The organism is Bacteroides sp. (assembly GCF_052357945.1).
In the GTDB taxonomy this organism is placed as follows: Bacteria; Bacteroidota; Bacteroidia; order Bacteroidales; family Bacteroidaceae; genus Bacteroides.
In genome coordinates, this window is the sequence record NZ_DAWCXD010000003.1 from 87,363 (window position 1) to 107,148 (window position 19,786).

At 41.4% G+C, this 19,786-nt stretch carries 20 protein-coding genes; 6 read left to right on the top strand and 14 right to left on the bottom strand.

Translation table 11 applies throughout. From position 1 onward, the window contains the following. Positions 1-335: 335 nt before the first annotated feature. The 3 genes from ACT8YW_RS01770 (at position 336) to ACT8YW_RS01780 (ending at position 4,642) form a co-directional block, all read left to right on the top strand. Complete coding sequence (locus tag ACT8YW_RS01770) at positions 336-701, top strand: BlaI/MecI/CopY family transcriptional regulator (protein ID WP_444103768.1); 366 nt, start codon at positions 336-338, stop codon at positions 699-701. A gap of 18 nt (positions 702-719) precedes the next feature. Next, on the top strand, positions 720-2,537 hold the full coding sequence (locus tag ACT8YW_RS01775; protein ID WP_444103769.1) for a TonB family protein: 1,818 nt from the start codon (positions 720-722) through the stop codon (positions 2,535-2,537). A 191-nt stretch (positions 2,538-2,728) separates the two neighbouring features. Then, positions 2,729-4,642: a redoxin family protein gene (locus tag ACT8YW_RS01780; RefSeq protein WP_444103770.1), complete on the top strand. Its 1,914-nt coding sequence runs from the start codon at positions 2,729-2,731 to the stop codon at positions 4,640-4,642. A 202-nt stretch (positions 4,643-4,844) separates the two neighbouring features. Here ACT8YW_RS01780 and ACT8YW_RS01785 read toward each other — a convergent pair whose 3' ends face one another. The 8 genes from ACT8YW_RS01785 to mnmA form a co-directional block, all read right to left on the bottom strand. Then, complete coding sequence (locus ACT8YW_RS01785) at positions 4,845-5,945, bottom strand: Mrp/NBP35 family ATP-binding protein (protein WP_004309381.1); 1,101 nt, start codon at positions 5,943-5,945, stop codon at positions 4,845-4,847. Positions 5,946-6,039: 94 nt separating this feature from the next. Continuing rightward, complete coding sequence (gene trmB, locus ACT8YW_RS01790) at positions 6,040-6,798, bottom strand: tRNA (guanosine(46)-N7)-methyltransferase TrmB (RefSeq protein ID WP_004309382.1); 759 nt, start codon at positions 6,796-6,798, stop codon at positions 6,040-6,042. A 112-nt stretch (positions 6,799-6,910) separates the two neighbouring features. Next, positions 6,911-7,534 (bottom strand): DUF975 family protein, encoded by a 624-nt coding sequence (locus tag ACT8YW_RS01795; protein ID WP_444103771.1) that lies wholly within the window; start codon positions 7,532-7,534, stop codon positions 6,911-6,913. Positions 7,535-7,579: 45 nt separating this feature from the next. Further along, complete coding sequence (locus ACT8YW_RS01800) at positions 7,580-8,611, bottom strand: branched-chain amino acid aminotransferase (protein WP_444103804.1); 1,032 nt, start codon at positions 8,609-8,611, stop codon at positions 7,580-7,582. 38 nt (positions 8,612-8,649) lie between these two features. Beyond that, on the bottom strand, positions 8,650-8,859 hold the full coding sequence (gene xseB, locus ACT8YW_RS01805; RefSeq protein ID WP_004297216.1) for an exodeoxyribonuclease VII small subunit: 210 nt from the start codon (positions 8,857-8,859) through the stop codon (positions 8,650-8,652). Between the two features lie 60 nt (positions 8,860-8,919). Continuing rightward, the gene (gene xseA / locus ACT8YW_RS01810; protein WP_444103772.1) at positions 8,920-10,209 is read right to left on the bottom strand and encodes an exodeoxyribonuclease VII large subunit; all 1,290 of its coding nucleotides are present in this window, start codon (positions 10,207-10,209) and stop codon (positions 8,920-8,922) included. Positions 10,210-10,221: 12 nt separating this feature from the next. After that, entirely contained in the window at positions 10,222-11,586 is a 1,365-nt protein-coding gene (locus ACT8YW_RS01815; protein WP_444103773.1) for a S8 family peptidase, read from the bottom strand. Positions 11,587-11,610: 24 nt separating this feature from the next. Then, entirely contained in the window at positions 11,611-12,696 is a 1,086-nt protein-coding gene (gene mnmA / locus ACT8YW_RS01820) for a tRNA 2-thiouridine(34) synthase MnmA (protein WP_444103774.1), read from the bottom strand. 110 nt (positions 12,697-12,806) lie between these two features. On the opposite strand from mnmA, the gene ACT8YW_RS01825 reads away from it, so the two are divergent. Beyond that, the gene (locus ACT8YW_RS01825; protein ID WP_444103775.1) at positions 12,807-13,670 is read left to right on the top strand and encodes an exodeoxyribonuclease X C-terminal domain-containing protein; all 864 of its coding nucleotides are present in this window, start codon (positions 12,807-12,809) and stop codon (positions 13,668-13,670) included. On the opposite strand, the gene ACT8YW_RS01830 is transcribed toward ACT8YW_RS01825, so the two are convergent. Genes ACT8YW_RS01830 through ACT8YW_RS01845 form a run of 4 tightly spaced genes read right to left on the bottom strand, consistent with a single transcriptional unit; the run spans position 13,660 to position 16,470 of the window. After that, positions 13,660-14,667, bottom strand: a complete 1,008-nt coding sequence (locus ACT8YW_RS01830) for a metallophosphoesterase family protein (protein ID WP_074706626.1) — start codon at positions 14,665-14,667, stop codon at positions 13,660-13,662. The genes ACT8YW_RS01825 and ACT8YW_RS01830 overlap by 11 nt on opposite strands. Positions 14,668-14,685: 18 nt before the next feature. Continuing rightward, a complete protein-coding gene (ispF, locus tag ACT8YW_RS01835) occupies positions 14,686-15,168 on the bottom strand; it encodes a 2-C-methyl-D-erythritol 2,4-cyclodiphosphate synthase (RefSeq protein WP_004308656.1) in 483 nt (160 codons plus the stop codon). A 37-nt stretch (positions 15,169-15,205) separates the two neighbouring features. Further along, complete coding sequence (locus tag ACT8YW_RS01840) at positions 15,206-15,820, bottom strand: fumarylacetoacetate hydrolase family protein (RefSeq protein WP_087318602.1); 615 nt, start codon at positions 15,818-15,820, stop codon at positions 15,206-15,208. Continuing rightward, the gene (locus ACT8YW_RS01845; RefSeq protein ID WP_444103776.1) at positions 15,820-16,470 is read right to left on the bottom strand and encodes a redox-sensing transcriptional repressor Rex; all 651 of its coding nucleotides are present in this window, start codon (positions 16,468-16,470) and stop codon (positions 15,820-15,822) included. Before ACT8YW_RS01845 ends, ACT8YW_RS01840 begins: the two co-directional genes overlap by 1 nt. Positions 16,471-16,636: 166 nt before the next feature. On the opposite strand from ACT8YW_RS01845, the gene ACT8YW_RS01850 reads away from it, so the two are divergent. Together ACT8YW_RS01850 and ACT8YW_RS01855 are read left to right on the top strand one after the other, a co-directional pair. Next, a complete protein-coding gene (locus ACT8YW_RS01850; protein ID WP_444103777.1) occupies positions 16,637-16,987 on the top strand; it encodes a translation initiation factor in 351 nt (116 codons plus the stop codon). A gap of 36 nt (positions 16,988-17,023) precedes the next feature. Beyond that, entirely contained in the window at positions 17,024-17,533 is a 510-nt protein-coding gene (locus ACT8YW_RS01855; protein WP_444103778.1) for a TlpA family protein disulfide reductase, read from the top strand. Between the two features lie 204 nt (positions 17,534-17,737). On the opposite strand, the gene tsf is transcribed toward ACT8YW_RS01855, so the two are convergent. Both tsf and rpsB read right to left on the bottom strand, forming a co-directional pair. Then, positions 17,738-18,730: a translation elongation factor Ts gene (tsf, locus tag ACT8YW_RS01860; RefSeq protein ID WP_004297205.1), complete on the bottom strand. Its 993-nt coding sequence runs from the start codon at positions 18,728-18,730 to the stop codon at positions 17,738-17,740. 122 nt (positions 18,731-18,852) lie between these two features. Then, a complete protein-coding gene (gene rpsB, locus ACT8YW_RS01865; protein ID WP_004297204.1) occupies positions 18,853-19,689 on the bottom strand; it encodes a 30S ribosomal protein S2 in 837 nt (278 codons plus the stop codon). Positions 19,690-19,786: the final 97 nt, after the last annotated feature.

Below are 19,786 nucleotides of genomic sequence, written 5' to 3' on the forward strand. Positions count from 1 at the left end.
TTCTTAAGTGCGGGGAATTATTCGTTACTTATCCAGTATTGAAACGCACCTTTCCATATTTAACGTCTATTTTGTAGCCGCAAATATATTTCATTTATTTTATATAAAAAAATCCTATACACTCTGTTTTTTACATAAATGTTATTAAAGTGTGACTATTTAGGCAAAAATAATGCTCATCCGGTCTTTTTTTATGCCTAACTATTTTCAGGATCATATCACAATTAAAATATTCTTGCAAGGTTTACACATTTACAATTATTAACCGGCTAGCTATTGTGCATTTACGAAATATTCGTAGATTTGCGAAGTATTCGTAATTAAACAACATCTCCATGGAAAAGTTAACTATACAAGAAGAAGAAGTAATGATCTACATTTGGGAGTTACAATGCTGTTTCGTAAAAGACATTGTTGCAAAGTATACGCAACCGGCACCTCCTTATACCACAGTAGCATCTATCGTAAAGAACCTCGAGCGGAAAGGATATGTCAAGCCGAAACGTGTGGGTAATACCTACCAATACACTCCCTCCATTCGCGAAAATGAATATAAACGTCATTTCATGAGCGGCGTAGTTCGCAACTACTTTGAGAACTCTTACAAAGAAATGGTTTCTTTCTTTGCCAAAGACCGGAAGATTTCGGCCGATGATCTCAAAGATATTATCGATCTTATTGAAAAAGGAAAAGAAAATTAATAGAAAACATTCATCATCATGACTCCGGAACTAGCTTATTTTCTAAAGATAAATGTAGCGATAGCCCTGTTCTACGCATTTTATCGGTTGTTTTTTCATAAAGACACCTTCTTCCATTGGCGCAGAATGGCTTTGTTATGTTTCTTTGCCATCTCTTTGCTTTATCCCCTATTGAATATTCAGGGATGGATAAAAGCTCACGAACCGATGGTGGCAATGGCAGATCTTTATGCAACCATCCTGCTTCCGGAACAAGTTGTGACTCCTACACAAGAGACTGTCATAAATTGGCAAGAGGTTATCATACAGTTCGCTAAAATTATTTATTGGAGCGGAATGTTATTACTTACCGCACGTTTCTTCGTACAACTGGGTAGCATCATCCGATTGCATTTCCAATGCTCAAAAAGCAATATACAAGGAGTACGCATACATCTATTAAAAAAAGAAACAGGTCCTTTTTCTTTCTTCCACTGGATATTCATACACCCGCAATCACATACGGAATCTGAAATCAGTGAAATCATTACGCATGAAGAGACACATGCCCGTCAATACCATTCGGTGGATGTGCTTTTCAGCGAAATAATGTGCATATTCTGCTGGTTCAACCCATTTATCTGGTTAATGAAACGGGAAGTCAGAGGAAACCTCGAATACATGGCAGACCATCGTGTATTAGAGACAGGACATGATAGTAAATCATACCAGTACCACTTATTGGGACTGGCACATCACAAGGCTGCAGCAAATTTATCAAATAGTTTCAATGTTTTACCACTCAAAAATCGTATTAAAATGATGAATAAACGAAGAACGAAAGAAATAGGAAGAACAAAATATCTGATGTTTCTTCCCTTGGCCGCCATCTTGATGATTGTCAGTAACATCGAAATGGTAGCACGTACTACTGAAAAATTTGCAAAAGAAATGATGGGACAAGTAACGGAAGAAGTTGCCATGCAAGCTGAAACCACAAATATTCCCGAACTTTCTACAAGAGAAATTCAAGAAATCACTCTTCCGCAAGGTACAAAAGGAAAGGAAGTAACGGAAACACAAATCAAGAGTGTACCGGATTCTGTTGTTTTTCAGGTTGTAGAAGAAATGCCGGATTTTCCGGGAGGGATGAAGGCATTGATGGATTACTTGTCGAAGAATGTCAAATATCCGGCTGAAGCACATGCAATCGGTGCACAAGGACGTGTAATTGTAAGCTTTACTGTTAAAAAGGACGGAAGTATAGCCGACACAAAAGTAGAACGAAGTGTCAATCCGTATCTCGACAAAGAAGCCATGCGTGTCATTGCTGCCATGCCTAAATGGCAACCTGGCAAACAAAGAGGGGAAGCAGTAAATGTAAGATTTACAGTTCCCGTTGCTTTCAGACTATCCGATCCCCCCACCCCCAAAGCGGAAGAGATCAAACAGTCTGATCTGGACGAAGTAGTTGTAGTGGGATACGGTCCACAAGAAGATTCAACTCCCGGTGCAGTAGGTGTGAAAGGAGAAAACGCAGATCAGGCTTTCACTGTAGTAGAAACAATGCCCAAATTCCCGGAGGGACAAGCCGGGTTGATGCGTTATCTTGCTAGAAGTATCAAATATCCTGTCATTGCTCAAAAAAACAAAGAACAAGGCAGGGTAATCATACAAATGATTATCGGAACAGACGGTAGTTTGTCAAACGTAAAAGTATTACGCAGCGTATCTCCGTCACTGGATGCAGAAGCCATCCGTGTAGTGGGCAACATGCCTAAATGGGAACCGGGAATGCAAAAAGGACAGGCTGTCCCTGTTAAGTATACCCTCCCTATCACATTCCGGTTACAATAAATAACTTCCCCGATACCGCTCCCTTTCCTCATCGGTGAGAAAAGGGGCGTTCATCGGTGGGGAACCCTCTCCTCCCCGGTGCCGGACATATCTTTCCCCGGTGCTGAAAAAAGTCATTTCTTTTTCAGCTTTTCGCAAGGATAGTTATAAAAAGATCCTTATATTTGTTCGTGTAATAAAACATTATTCACATGAAAAGATTCGCATGGATTATCGGTTTAATATTCTGCACAATCTGCACCATACAAGCCAAAAACAGAGTTATCGAGCGGCCTCCTTTTCTAGCATGGAGCTCCAATAGTATTGAGATTGATAAAATTGTCATGAGTGATACCGTGACAACAGTGTATATAAAAGCTTTTTATCGTCCGAAATACTGGATTAAAATAGCAACGGGCAGTTTTCTGAAAGATAATAACGGAATGCTTTATCCTATCCGAAAGGGAGTTGGAATCACATTGGATAAAGAATTCTGGATGCCGGAATCGGGAGAAGCGGAGTTTCAACTCTTATTTCCCCCAATACCTGAAAATGTAACCAGTCTGGATTTCTCGGAAGGAGACTTCGACGGGGCCTATAAGATATGGGGAATACAATTAGACAAAGAGACATTCTATAAACAAAAACTTCCCAAAGAAGCAGTTGTACACAAAATAAACAAGAAAGCGATATTGCCTACTCCAAAGTTGGTTTATGGGACTGCTACACTCAAAGGGAAAATACTGGACTATCAGAAAGAGATGATGCAACAAATGAAGATGCATATAGAAAGCCCTGCATTGAATGTCCACAACGAACAAAATATCATAAAGATCAAAGAAGACGGCACTTTTCAGGCGGAGGTCAAAGTAGCGTCCGTTACAAGTGTAGCATTAGAACTTCCTTTTGGCTGGATCGAGTGTCTGATAGCTCCCAACGAAGAGACATCGCTCATCATCAATACAAAGGAACTATGCCGTAGACAGGCGCATCTGCAAAAAAAGGATAAAACGTATGGAGAACCTGTATACTTTAATGGTTATCTGGCTAGTCTGCAACAAGAATTAGCTTCCGTAGATATAGATATTGTATTGAAAAGCGTTTATTACATGGATATGTATAACGACATTGCCGGGAAAAGCGCAGATGAATACAAGGCTTATGTATTGGAGCGTCTTCCATCCATTCGAAAAGAAATTGCACAATCCCCATACAGTAATGCGTGTAAAGAGCTATTAAATATTCAGGTAGATCTGGCAGCGACTGGTAAAATCGCCATGACGGAGAGAGAACTAAAATCAGCATATATCGCTGTTAATAAACTAAATAAAGAACAGACTGACGACTATTTCTACAATACCCGCATTGATATTCCTACAGGATATTATGACATATTGAAAGAGTTCACTTCTATCAACACTCTGAAAGCGCTATACGGTAAATATTACGCATCAACAATATACTTGATAAGTTTTCTGCCGAATTCTTTAGATGTACTTAAAGAGACACTGGGAACGGGACAGGGACCCTTATTCGATAACATAAAATTTAATAAGCTATATCAATCCATAAAGGATTTTACCCCGTTAACAACAGAGCAGAATGCCGAACTAAAAACTTTTTCTTCCCCGGCATACGCAGAGATGCTTACCCAAACGAACAAAGAAATAATAAAGAAAATAGAATTAAACAAAAGAAAGACAGGCTTCACTGTAAACGAGACGGGACAAGTCTCCAATGAGGACTTATTCCCATCCATTATCTCTAAATTCCGGGGACACACGTTGTTAGTCGATTTTTGGGCAACCTGGTGTGGCCCTTGTCGCACAGCCAATAAAGCCATTACTCCAATGAAAGAGGAATTAAAAGACAAGGATATTATCTACCTCTACATCACAGGCGAAACCTCCCCCAAAGGCACTTGGGAAAATATGATTACCGACATTCATGGTGAGCATTTCCGTGTGACAAATGAACAATGGAGTTTTCTGATGTCCAGCTTCAATATCCGGGGAGTTCCCACTTATTTTATTGTTGATTCGGAGGGTAATATCACCTTCAAACAAACTGGATTTCCCGGAGTAGACACCATGAAAAAAGAGCTTATGAAAGCTTTGAATAAGTAATTCGAACGTTAAAAAAATCCGCCAACAACAATTGCTACATAAGTATGTCATCATAATTAGTTTATATAAGATTATTTTTCAAGAGTACATAATCCTAAAATCAATAAATAAACGAGCCTCCATAGTCTTTTCAAAGACTACAGAGGCTCGTTTTATATCCTATGGATAACTTACTGCAAAGCTATCCAACTCCAGATTCCACTTATTTATGCATTTCCACGATTTGAGTCGGAGCCATCTCTACATTCCGTCGATCTACTTGACGAACGACACTGGCAGCCAGGGATAAGAAAGCACGTCCGGTCACGGAATCTTCATCCAACGCAACAGGTGTACCATTATCTCCCCCTTCACAAATGCTTTGAACAATAGGTATCTGTCCCAACAAAGGAACATTCATCTCTTCAGCCAGTTTCTTTGCGCCTTCTTTTCCGAAGATATAGTATTTATTTTCGGGAAGTTCGGCAGGAGTAAACCAAGCCATATTTTCAACCAAACCAAGGATAGGTACATTTACCTTATCATTGGTAAACATATTGATTCCCTTACGGGCATCTGCCAAAGCCACTGCCTGCGGAGTGCTGACAACAATCGCCCCTGTCATGGCCAGCGTTTGAACAACTGTCAAATGAATATCACTGGTTCCGGGAGGAAGGTCTATCAGAAAATAATCCAACTCTCCCCAAGCTGCATCAGCAATCAACTGTTTCAACGCATTACTAGCCATTCCACCACGCCACAAAGTTGCCTGATCCGGATCGACAAAGAAACCGATAGATAATAATTTCACTCCATATTTTTCTACCGGAATAATCATGTCACGACCGTCGATACGTTCAGCATAAGGGCGTGCATCTTCCACCTGAAACATCTTCGGCATAGAAGGACCAAAAATATCAGCATCAAGCAAACCGACTTTATAACCTAATTTAGCCAAAGCAACAGCCAGATTCGCAGACACCGTAGACTTGCCTACTCCACCTTTACCGGAAGATATGCCGACTATATTCTTCACCTGCGGAAGGAGCTTGCCAACTTCCGGACGGGCAGCTTGTTTACTTTCCGCTGTGATCGTTACCTGCACATCAGGAGAAACATACGTATGAATAGCTGTTTCCGCAGCCTTCAACATTGATTTCATAAACGGATCAGTCGGTTTCTCAAAGATCAATGAGAAGCTGACAGTCATGCCATCAATACGGAGATTATCGGCAACCATCTCCGCTTCCACCAGATTCTTTCCCGTACCGGGATAACGCACCGTTGCCAATGCATCTAATATCAATTTAGGATAGAGAGTCATTTTATTTACTATTTGACGATTTACTATTTACAATTTAAAATCACCATTCGATTAAGTGTCAGTTCACTTTTAAGGCGATTGTTACTGCACAAAACTATTTACTTGTACTTAATCCACTACGTTTGCTACGATTGTAACTACGATAAGGATCAAGTTCTATTTCTACATCCGGTTCTTGCAATTGACCTTCCTGCGGAAGCCGGAATTTGATATACTTAATAGCTAAACCACGATCGAGCCATTGTTGTTCATAATAAGTCTTGATACCGAGAATATCATCTACTAAATCGGAATGATATAAGTCTTCAGTCATAAACTCAACGGGAAGACGGTTTGCTTCAATCATGTATTTTGTATAGGTAAACATGAAGTTGCTGTCCGTTTTCAGGTGGATAATACCATTCGGCTGCAAGAATTTACGGTACCGTTCCATAAAATAGGTAGAAGTCAATCGCTTGGTTGCTTTCTTCATTTGCGGGTCAGAGAAGGTAAGCCATATTTCACTCACTTCGCCTTCGGCAAAAAAACGCTCGATGATTTCAATATTGGTACGCAGGAAAGCGACATTCTTCATTCCGGCCTGTAATGACTCCGTTGCTCCTGTCCACATACGGGCACCTTTTATATCCACTGCTATAAAGTTCTTTTCGGGGAACATCTTACCCAGGCCGACGGTATACTCACCACGTCCGCAACCCAGCTCGAGCACAATCGGATGATCGTTTTTAAAAAACTCCTTATGCCATTTCCCTTTCATGTCAAAAGGCACGTTATCTACCGCCGAATAAGGATATTCGAACACGTGTGGATAACTCGCCATATCGGCAAACTTTTCTAATTTATTCTTTCCCATATCAATCCTGATTAGGTCGCAAAGGTACTGATTTTGATGCAACCAACAAAAAGAAATGGAGCACAGATTTCTCCATGCTCCATTCTTCTATAGTACTGAATGATTCGTCTTATCAAATCTCAACATTCACTTCAACGTTTACCTCTACATTTCCACCTTGTTGTGCTTTCAAATCTTCATAGAAAGCAGCACGGGAAATAGCAACATACGGTTGCAGGAAAAGAAGTCCGATACCCAAAGTGAAAATACAAAGGATAGCCCAGCCAATGAAGCTTAGATCAAGCATGAACAATTTCATCTTGTTTCCTTCCATCATAGCCATACTTTTCTCAATAGCTGCATTGTTTTTCATTTCCGGTTCATCTTTCAAAATAAAGGATGTCATTGCATAAGAATAAGACTTAATGATACCCGGTATAACCAGCAACAGTGACCACAAAGCTGTATAGACAGCCTGAAGCAACATAGTTACAAAAATACGTCCATAATCCTGGAAACCTTCGAACAAAACACCAAAGTCAATCTCTTTGCCTCTACATACACCAAGCATTACAATAGTAAAACCGTATGCAACCGGAAGTCCGACAAACAAGGAACCTAAACTTCCAATCATAGGGATAGCAGATAATCCACCGACAATTACTGAATAAATAAGTGCAGCAACGGCTGCCATAGGCCACTTGCCTCGAAGTGCCTCACGCGCCTGGGCACGTAGTTCTGAATTTTGTTTTAACATAGTGAATAATATTAATTGATAAATGTGTTATTTCATAATATACAGTTATTCCACAATTGTCACCCAGCCATGCGTATCCGGTTCGTCGCCATACTGAATTCCACGGAGCTTATTATACAATTTTGTACAGATTGGTCCCGGCTTACCATCTTTAGAGATAACGTATGATTTTCCGTTTTCCAAATCATCGATACACTGAATCGGGCTGATTACTGCGGCAGTACCACAAGCACCTGCTTCCTCAAATGTTTCCAGTTCTTCTTCCGGTATCGGACGGCGTTCTACCTTGATACCCATATCTTCTGCCAACTGCATCAAGCTCTTATTGGTAATAGAAGGTAAGATAGAAGATGATTTCGGAGTGATATAAGTATTATCCTTAATACCGAAGAAGTTGGCAGCACCACATTCATCAATATATTTTTTTTCTTTTGCATCAAGGTAGAACTCGCAGGAATAGCCCAGATCATGTGCTTTCTTGTTAGCACGAAGACTGGCTGCATAGTTACCACCCACTTTATAAATACCTGTTCCATGAGGAGCGGCACGATCAAACTCACGAATGATAACGTACGGATTGGTAGAGAAACCACCTTTGAAATACGGACCTACCGGAGTTACGAACACTACAAACATATACTCTTCAGCAGGATGTACACCTACCTGGGCACTTGTTCCGATCAACAGCGGACGGATGTAAAGAGAAGCACCAGTTTCATAAGGAGGAATAAAACGTTCATTCAGCTTCACCACTTTCAGGATTGCTTCTTTGAACCGTTCTGTCGGAAGTTCTGCCATCAGAATTCCCTGGCAAGTAGATTGCAAACGGGCAGCATTTTCTTCCAAACGGAAAATACGAACTTTTCCATCTTTTCCACGGAATGCTTTCAGCCCTTCAAAGGCTTCCTGACCATAATGTAAACAGGTTGCCGCCATGTGCAAATTAAGGTGTTCTTCACTACTAACCTCTAATTCTCCCCATGCACCATTACGGAAGTTGATTCTCACATTGTAATCTGTCTTCATGTATCCGAATGACAGATTCGCCCAGTCTATTTCTTTCATATTGTTATGTATTAGTTTATTTTCTATGCATTGAAACGCAAAAATAACTTTTATTCTTCAGATTGCCTCTTTTCTTGCAATAATTTTTCGACTTCCCGGTCGGCTTTTGTCAGTTTATCCTTGCAAAAGGCAATAATTTCATTGGCTTCTTTTATTTTCTCACTCAAAATGTCGATATCCAGTTCGTTATTATCTATCTGGCGAACGATCTTTTCAAGACGTTCCATCGCTTGGGAATATGTTTCTTTTTTTGCTGCCACGATGATTGATATTTAATGGTTAATGATGAATGTTTTTACAAATACACGTTTGGCGGATAGTTACTTTTCTACCACCGATCGAACTTCTCCCTTCGATAGCCGGGTTATCAAATAGTCTCCCGGCTTCAGTGAAGAAGCATCCGTCACCGCTTTCCCATCCTTTATCGTAATACTATATCCCCGACTCAAGAGTTTATCCGGAGAAGCGTCCGCTATTCGTTGTTGCAAAAGTTCCAACCGGTGAGATTGACGGGCCACCAATGCTTTCGTCACCTGTGACAAATCTTTCTTTGCTGCCAGCAAAGAAAAACGGGCGTCCGCAAGTTTGCGATGAACAAGATTGGGAATACGGGTTTGGAGAGTTTCCAACCTTCGTCGTTCCAGATCAAGAAGCATATAAGCTCCCTGTTGAATCCGCATAGATAATTCTTCCAGATGCTCCGCGACTTCCGCTACCTGGTGAATCAGGAGTTCGGCAGCAGCCGTAGGAGTTTTCACCCGGGTATGAGCCACGGAATCAAGCACTGTATCATCGCGTTCATGCCCAATACCGGTAATAATAGGTAATGGAAATTGCGCACATGCAGCTGCCAATAGATAAGTATCAAAGCCGGACAAATCGGAAGTAGCTCCACCACCACGAATGATGACTACTACGTCAAATTCATTGATGCGGGCATTAATACGATCCAAAGCTGCCAACACAGATTCCTCCACCTGATTTCCCTGCATTAAAGCCGGAAAAAGCTCCGTATAAAAAAAGAACCCGCCCGAATTGTGCTGCAACTGATGACAGAAATCCCCATATCCGGCCGCAGTAGCCGAAGAAACGACAGCAATACGCTGGGGAAGAATCGGTATCTCAAGCTCTTTATTCAGCGTCAACACTCCCTCCTCTTCCAACTGCAATAATATTTCCCGACGGCGACGAGCCATATCTCCCAATGTATAAGCAGGATCAATATCAAGTACCGTCAGACTATAACCGTATAGCTCATGAAACTGAACTGTTACTTTCACCAACACCTTAATGCCGGAAGTAAATAGCTGCCCTGTGGTTTCCTCAAAATAAGGTTTCAACAAGCGGTAGATATTATTCCAAATCATACCGCGTGCCTTGGCTACGAGATTATTGCTACGAGGATCTTTCTGCACGAATTCCAGATAACAATGCCCTGTCGTATTGGAACGAACATCGCTCAACTCTGCCTGTATCCAATATTCATCAGGCAGGCATTGCTCCAGACTACGGCGGACGAGTGCATTCAGCTCTAAAAGAGAAAGCCTCTCCCCACCCTCTCCCAAAGAGAGGGAGCCAGATTGCTTCGACTTATTCATAGCGTTTATCATACAACAGTTACCTTATTTCTTTTCCTTGGAAGAGGACTGATAAGCCTTCCACAAATCGGGAATACCATATCCATATATGTTATCCGGGAAATCGGCTCTATCACCCGATTGACGTACCAAATCTATAATCTGCTTCGCTGTCAGCTTCGGACAAGCCTGCCACAGACAAGCTACCATACCGCACATAATCGGAGAAGAAAAAGAGGTTCCGTTGGCACGGTGAAGATTACCATCCGTTCCCATCACATCCGAATTCAGACCGACAGCCACTACATCCGGTTTCACACGTCCGTCAGCCGTATTTCCAACAGAAGAAAATGGTGCCAGTTCTCCCCTTTTATTGACAGCTCCTACCGTTATTATATTCTCCGCGTCTCCCGGAGGAGTAATCTTCTTCCACGAACCTGCACCCGAATTTCCAGCGCTGCAAACAACGACCATTCCTTTATCGGCTGCTTTCGCTGCTTCACGAGACATTAACGCATAATGACCGTTCAAGTCACGATATCTATAATTCTTCGAAGGATCATCAAAAGAGTAATATCCAAGCGATGTATTCACCAAATCCACTCCTACACTATCGGCAAACTCAATAGCTGCCGCCCAGTAATCCTGTTCTACCAGATTCTCCGAATATTCGTCCTCACTACGCAGTAACCAATAAGATGCTTCAGGAGCTGTGCCAATCATCACATTCGGCTGATTCATGGCCATACAGGATAATACAGACATCCCATGACTACTTTCAGCATAAATATCCGCTTCCGGATTCACAAAGTCACGCACTCCAAGAATACGGATATTTTTCATTGCATCAATCTTATCTACATTATGGAATCCGGCATCAATCACGGCAATAGTCATTCCCTGTCCCTTAAAGCCCGCATTATGCAGAAGATCAACACGGCTCATTGCCACCTGTGTGATTGCAGGACCGTAAAGGCTATCGGTACGCACCGGTTTATTTATTAACGAATCTCTTTGAAGGGCTCTTTGTGTGATACCTTTCCACACTCTTTCCGTGGAACGTACAAAAGGCAATTTTGCTATTTCGTCAACCAGAATACTATCATTGCAGGAAACTGTGACAAAATTATCCCATTTCCCAGTCACGAGTACATGGACACCCGTCTTCCGTATGGCATCTACATATTTCTTACAAACCGGTAAATCGGTAGAATCAATAGGCAATCCCTGTTTTTTTCTCCGCTCGATAGATTTCTTAGACAAATACTTTTCCGGTTTCTGTAAGGAATACTCTGTAGCTGCCTTGTCTTTCAAGCTAATTCGATATTTTAAGGTATCTTCCGGAGTAAACTGCGCAAACACACCCAGATACATATTTAAAGCGAGAATCAATACTATAAACTTCTTCATAAGTTATCTTTCTTTTTTAATCAATCATAATCCTTCATTTTCTATAATCACCAGCCCAATCCCTCTTTGAGAAGCAATGAAAGCTCCTCCCAGCACCCGTCTTCCATTATAAAACACAGCAGATTGTCCGGGAGCAATGGCCGAAGCCATTTCGAGGAAACGTACCAGCAAACGTCCGTCTTCCAATCTTTTCACCCGGCAGGGAATCGGACGACTGCGATAACGAATCCGTATCGTCAAATTCTCACACCCGAACAGTTCCCGTTCATCCACAATCTTATCCTGCTCCACCAACATGTATTCAGTTTCCAATTGGTCGGCATCTCCAAGCATCACTGTATTTTTCTGCGGATTGATTTTCAACACATAAGCAGGCTTTCCTAAAGCGATCTCCAGTCCTTTTCGTTGGCCAATCGTATAATAAGGTGCTCCTTTATGTTTCCCCAGTTTTACTCCTTCAGAGTTGACAAACCATCCCGGTCCGATTTCACTATCCAATTCGGGGCACTGTTCACGAAGAAAATCACGGTAATCTCCCTTAATAAAGCAGACTTCCATACTTTCTCCTTCTTTCGACTTTGCTTCATATCCTTTCTCCGCAAGATACTCACGGACCTTTACTTTCGTATAATCTCCCAACGGGAAAATGCAACGTTTCAGCACATCCTGCCCCAATCTCCAGAGAAAATACGACTGGTCTTTCTTATCATCGTCTCCGGCTACTATATAAATATTTCCGTTTTTCTCTTCCAATCGCGAATAATGTCCGGTAGCTACCCATGCACAATTCAACTTATCCGCCCACTCCGTCAGAACACGGAACTTAAACAGCGGATTGCACATCACGCACGGATTCGGTGTACGCCCCTGCTTATATTCATCTATGAAGTTTTTTACGATGGTCTCTTTAAAAGGAATACGCTCATCTGCCACATAATGTTCAATCCCCATTCGTTCAGCCAACTCCCTGGCGTCCTGCGGTTCATCTCCCCACACACGCATGGTAACCCCTACAATCTCATATCCTTGCTCTTGCAGCATCAAGCAGGTAGCGGTGCTGTCTATGCCACCGCTCATACCTACCAATACTCTCTTGTTTCGTTCTTCCATTCGAATTTTGAAAATTTACATGGTTACAAATGTACGAGATTTCAAAGAGAAAAGTTGCTTTTCTGAAAGAAAATCCTTATATTTGAAATATACCAAAAGCGAGAACAATTATGGCTAACCCTAGATTACCGGGCATTTCCGAAAACGAAGAAGCCTTATTGTATGCCAAATTGAATGAGTACAACCGAGGCAGAGCCTCTTTTAAAGAGGCAGGAGTCTACTTGGTGGTGTTGCCCCGACCGGGGAAACCAAACTATTCCCTTTGGCTGTACTCTCCCCTGCCCGAAAAGCAATCCATTCTTTATATACATGACTTGTCACCGGACATTAACGAATCCCTCCGGATGGCCAGTACAATGTTTTACTATTCAAGGCGTTGCATCATCCTTGTAGATTACAATGAGAAAAGAATGCAGAGTAATGGAGACGACCTTATCTTCTTCGGAAAATACCGGGGACATTTTCTTCATGAAATACTGAAGATAGATCCTGCCTATTTAAGTTGGGTAGCTTACAAGTTCACCCCCAAAATACCGAAACAGGAACGCTTCGTCAAAATAGCACAGGCTTATCATTCCATATATTTGGATATCATGATCAGAAAGTCGAGAGAGAAACGTTCATCAAGCCGCTATTTAGGAGAATTAGGGGAAAAACTGACTGACTTAAAATTAAAAGTTACCCGCGTACGACTGGAAGACGATCCATACAAAACAAGAGTGAACGGCACTACCCCACAGTTTTTTGTCAAGCAGATACTGACTTTAACCGATGCCAGTGGAAACCTGGTTATTATAAGTATTCCATCAAAAAATCCCAGTGCGGTTTCATGCACTCTATCAGGGATAGAACATGAATACCGACTGGGAGATATTATCTACATTGCATCGGCGAAAGTATCACGCCAATACGAAAGCTATGGTTCAAAGTACACGCGCCTTAGCCATGTGAAGTTCGCAAGCCTCAACGTTTAGTCCAATCGTCCTTGACAAAACTTGCCGGATAAGAAATTTTATCCACCACTCCGTCTTTCTGACGAATCCAGGACGTAAATGTACGAGCCCCCTCATCTAATACGATGATACGGGCCCCGTTAGGCAAATGATTATATTCCGTATTTCCACCGGTGAAGCGTCCATAAGCCAGAAGAATACCTTTCCACATCACTGCATAATCATTATCATGATCGTGTCCTACAAACATACCCATCACATCACCCGCTTCTTTCATTGCCGCAAACATTCCCGTATTCAATTTAGGTGCACAAGCTTCCTCCATACGAGTTCCGCGAAGAATCGCGTTTTCGGTACGGGCAGCTTCATTGTATTCAGGAAGAGGAATATGGAAAAAGGCAAGAGCCGGCAAAGGCTGTCCACCATTTTGCGCTTTATAAGCTGCACTCTGCTGGCGATACCAATTTATCTGATCGAATGTAAGCCATGCATATCCCTTCACATCTTTCAAAGGAGAATAGGAATGAGAATCCATGCAATAAAGCAAAGCTGCATCCTTCTTTACATTAGAAGACGATTTCACGGTTAATACATAGTCCGGCGATAAGACTGTTCCCCGGTCTGGCAATAAATTGCCGGGAACTTTACGGATAATATCATATAACTGTTCCCGTGTCATTCCCTGTTCATTGTCATGATTACCAAAAGTGACCACGAAAGGCAGTTTGCGTTTAACTACCGGTTCCAATACCTGCAACATTCCGGAATCTGCCGGAGCAGAATAAACAACATCGCCGGTAAAAATTACCAAATCCGGGCGTTCATCATCAAGCACCTGATTTATGCGTTCCAAAGCGATATCAGAAGCCCGGTTGCCGTATTTAAAATGCACATCGGTAAATTGCACAATTTTGAATTTACCATCTTTACTAAATTTCAGTTCACTCTTTTGAGCCATACAAAAAGTTGTTACCAACAAAAAGGTAAGTGTTAAGTAAATTTTTAAGAGCCGAATCATATTTATTTGTTTTAGGGGTTAAGAAATCTTCTCTATCAGCACGGTAGCATAGGCTGATATACCTTCTTCACGACCCGTAAAACCGAGTTTCTCGGTAGTAGTCGCCTTAATGGAAATATCATCCGCATCAATTCCCATGACAGTTGCCATCGTCTCTTGCATCAAAGGAATGTGTGCCTTTAATTTCGGGCGTTCGGCACAAATGGTTGCATCGATATTACCCACTTTATATCCTTTGGTAGCAATCAATTCCACTGTTTTCTTCAGCAGAATTTTGCTATCTATGTTTTTAAATTCTCCAGCCGTATCGGGAAAGTGATAGCCGATATCACGCATATTCGCTGCCCCTAACAAAGCATCGCAAACCGCATGCAACAATACATCAGCATCCGAATGCCCCAACAATCCTTTTGTATGTTCCAAAAGAATACCGCCCAGCCACAATTCACGCCCTTCGACCAGCTGATGTACGTCGAAGCCAAAGCCTACTCTTATCTTCATATTTTGTATAACAAATGAGTACTAATGAATAAAAAGATCAACGGATATAGAAATCCAGCAGTTTTTCCTCTTCCAGATAACCTTGCAAACGCTGTCCGATACTAACAGGACCTACACCGACAGGAGTCCCCGTAAAGAGTAGATCACCGATTTTCAACGTTACAAACTGACTGACATAAGCGATAATATCATCTATCTTGAAAAGCATATCTGCTGTACAGCCACGCTGTACTTCTTTACCGTCGATCAACAGATTGAAGTTCAAATTTTGAATATCTTTATAATGCTCTACCGGAACAAAAGTCCCAATAGCAGCCGATGAATCAAAACCTTTACAAAGCTCCCAGGGATTCCCCTGCTCACGGAACTTTCGTTGAAGGTCACGGGCTGTAAAGTCGATACCGACTGTCACAGCATCATAATAGCGGTTAGCAAAACGGGGAGCGATATTTTTCCCCAATCGGTTGATACGGACTACCAGTTCCGTTTCATAATGTATCTCGTTGGAAAAGTCGGGGATGAAAAACGGTTTGCCATCCTTCAGAATAGCAGAATCAGGCTTCATAAAAATCACCGGCTCCGTATTTACTTGTGTATGTCCCAGTTCTTTGTTATGCTGGGCGTAGTTCATGCCTACTGCAATAATCTTCATTATTTCTCGTTAAAATTCAATCGGTTAAACATAACAGCCAAATGAGCATATAAAGACGTATTCTGCACCACAATATTCTCGGGTACACGGATTCGGAAAGGAGTAAAGTTCCATACGGCTTTTATACCTCCATCTACCATCTTATCTGTAATTTCCTGAGCAATATTAATAGGCACGGTCAACACACCGATATTTACATCGTATTCTTTCATCTTTGCCTCAAAATCATCGGAGTGAAAAATAGGAATACCATTCAGGTCTTTTCCCACCAATTCCGGATTCACATCAAAAGCTGCCACAATCTCCAGCCCGAAATGATGCAAACCTGAATCCCGAAGCAAAGCAGCCCCCAGGCTACCTACACCAAACAAGAAGGCTTTGTGCATATTGGTAAATCCAAGAAAACTCTCCAACACTTCAATCAGCGCATCAATGTTATACCCTACTCTCGTGCGCCCGGAGATATTGACGTAGGATAAATCCTTGGCGATTTGAGAAGCGTCAATATTTATTTCTTTAGAAATTTGTGTAGAAGAGACGTACAATTCTCCTTTTTCTTTCATTAGTTTTATGTTGGACAGATACCAAGGAAGTCTGCGCAAGGTAGGCTCCGGCACTTTATCCGCCTCTTTTCGTATAGATGTGCTCATTCTTCTTACTAAATTTGGTATTTTGCAAAAGTACAATCTTTTTTGAGACTGACAACCCTATAACAGAAAACCTTAATAGAGATTAAACAAAACAATGAAAAGAGGTTCAAATTTTGCTCTTTTCCATAAGTTTAATACTTTTGAAAAAGGATTAAAAATGACGAGTATGAAAAATAATGATTGGAAAGATAGATTAAACGTAGTGTATTCCACGAATCCGGACTTCGGCTATGAAATGGATAACGATGAAAAGCAAGTTACTCTCGACAAAAACAAACAAAACCTGCGAGTTTCCATTGACAAAAAGAACCGGGGCGGCAAAGTGGTCACATTAATTACCGGATTTATAGGAACGGAAAACGACTTGAAAGAGCTGGGTAAGCTACTGAAAAGCAAATGCGGAGTAGGCGGATCGGCTAAAGACGGAGAGATTATGGTGCAAGGAGATTTCAAAACCAAAATCATAGAGCTGCTCATTAAAGAAGGATATGCCAGAACAAAAGGTATAGGAGGTTAAACTAAATAGCATTTTGTAACTAGAAATTTTAAAGATATGAGAAAAGTAACATTATTCTGTGCAGCAGTGTTATTCTCACTGTTGTCATTTGCACAAGACAACAATGCTGATATCGTCAAGGTAGGCGATAGTATGCCTGCTTTCACCCTTCATTCAACAGTGAACGGTACTGTAAACTCCGAGGATTTGAAAGGGAAAGTTGTATTAATCAATATTTTCGCTACTTGGTGTGGTCCTTGCCAAAGCGAACTGGCTGAAGTTCAAAAAACACTCTGGCCTAAATATAAGGACAACAAAGATTTCTGCATGTTAGTAATCGGACGCGAACATACCGACGACCAATTAACGGAATACAACAAGCGCAAAGGGTTTACATTTCCTCTCTACCCGGACCCGAAACGGGAAGTCACAGGTAAGTTTGCCAGTCAATACATTCCCAGAAGTTACTTAATCAACAAAGACGGGAAAGTGATATCCGCCACTGTCGGTTATAAAAAAGAGGAAATGGACAAGCTGATGAAGGAAATAGACAAAGCATTGAAATAATCCTCCCCAAGAATGTGCCTCATGTTATACATGGCAGTTTCTTGAGGAAAGGAATGATAAGATCAAATCAAAAGAAAAGGCAACTAACTCGTTATGAATTAGTTGCCTTTCTTGTATCTTCAAATAGAGAGTCTTAATGAATATCTCTATTAAGTTAACGTGTTCCGTTTTTAAGGACACATCATAGAATTTGAATCTGATTGATTATTCAGCTTTCAAAGTGAAACGCTTGAAATCAACAATCTTCAGTTCAGGGTCAGCAGCAGCCAACACTTCTCTTACAGTTTTCTTACCGTCCATGATATCTTCCTGGTTCAATAAGCAAACTTCTTTCAAGAACTTGCCCAGACGACCTTTCGCGATGTTCTGAATCATTTGTTCAGGCAGGTGTGCAGCCTTCTCTGCAGAAACAGTAGCAATGATTTCTTTTGCTTTAGCTACATCTTCAGCTGTAATCCATCCTTTAGCCATGTTGCTATCCATGTGTTCTTCGCTGTCCACATGAGCCGGGTTGATGTTAGCTTTCTTCAGAGCAGCCTCTACAGCTTTCTGTACCTGTTCTGCTTTTGTCTTCTCAATAGCAACTTCAATTTCTTTCTGTTTTACTTCTTCAGAAACGCCATCTTCATCAATAGCAATCGGGTTCATGGCAGCAATCTGCATAGCTATTTGCTTAGCCAACTGCTCGTTCACTTCCTTGTTGAAAGCAACAATCGTGCAAAGACCATTTCTGTTCATGTGATTATAAACAGCAGTGCATACACCTTCTACAGTCATGTAACCATCCAGTTCCATTTTCTCACCTGTGATACCGCTACGGTCAGTCACTGCATCCTGTACAGTACCGTTACCCATCGGCAATGCTTTTACTTCGTCCAAAGTAGCGCATTTATTAGCCACAGCAAGATCAAGAATATCCTGAGTCAGTTTCACGAAATCAGCATTCTGAGCCACAAAGTCAGTTTCACACTTCAAAGCAACGATAACAGCACGGTCACCGGTAGTTTTAGCCAAAACGCAACCTTCAGAAGCTTCACGTTCCGAACGCTTAGCAGCAACAGCTTGTCCTTTCTTACGGATAATTTCCATTGCCTTGTCGAAATCGCCTTCAGCTTCAGTCAACGCGTTTTTGCAATCCATCATACCAGCTCCGGTCATTTTGCGCAGCTTGGTAATATCAGCCATACTTACAGCCATAATAATTTCCTTTATTTAAATGAATAATAATTTTCGAAACAAAAAAATGTGCCAATCTGCCAATCAAGATACAAGCGTATAAATATACTCTTGCACATTAGCAAATTGGCACATTTTATATATTAAGCCTCTTCGTCTTCCTTGATGAAAGCAGCAGCTTTAGCTGCGTTGATAGCTTCTTCGTCAGACTTGTCGAGTCTAGCTTTCACTGATTTCTTCTTGCCTTTGTTAGCAGGAGCTTCACCAGCAGCTTCCATATCGATCTTTTCAGCTTTTCTTTCTTCCAAACCTTCGATCATTGCAGCGCAGCAAGCATCCAAGATAACTTCTACTGATTTAGTAGCGTCATCGTTAGCAGGAATTACGAAATCTACGTTTGAAGGATCAGAGTTAGTATCAACGATACCAAATACAGGGATACCCAGACGGTTAGCTTCGCGAACTGCGATGTTTTCTTTCATTACGTCGATAACGAACAATGCAGACGGCAGACGAGTCAAGTCAGCGATAGATCCCAAAGTCTTGTCTAATTTTGCACGTTGACGAGAAATCTGAAGAACTTCTCTCTTAGAAAGGTTAGAGTAAGTACCATCGTTAGTCAATTTATCGATAGTAGCCATTTTCTTCACAGCCTTACGGATAGTCGGGAAGTTAGTCAACATACCACCCGGCCAGCGTTCGATTACATAAGGCATATTAACAGATTGAGCTTTCTCAGCTACAACTTGTTTAGCTTGTTTTTTAGTAGCAACAAAAAGAACTTTCTTGCCAGATTTGGCAATCTGTTTCAAAGCTTCAGCAGCTTCGTCTACTTTTGCAACTGTTTTGTGGAGGTCAATGATATGAATACCATTGCGTTCCATGAAAATATAAGGAGCCATTGCAGGGTTCCACTTTCTCTTAAGGTGTCCGAAGTGGCAACCAGCCTCCAATAATGTATCAAAATTTGTTCTTGACATCTTGTTTTTTCTTTAAATCGTTTACTTTCTTTTTTGTTTTTTCTAAACCAACCGCTGGGTAGTCTATGAGCAGAGTCCCAGTAGTTTAGATACTAAA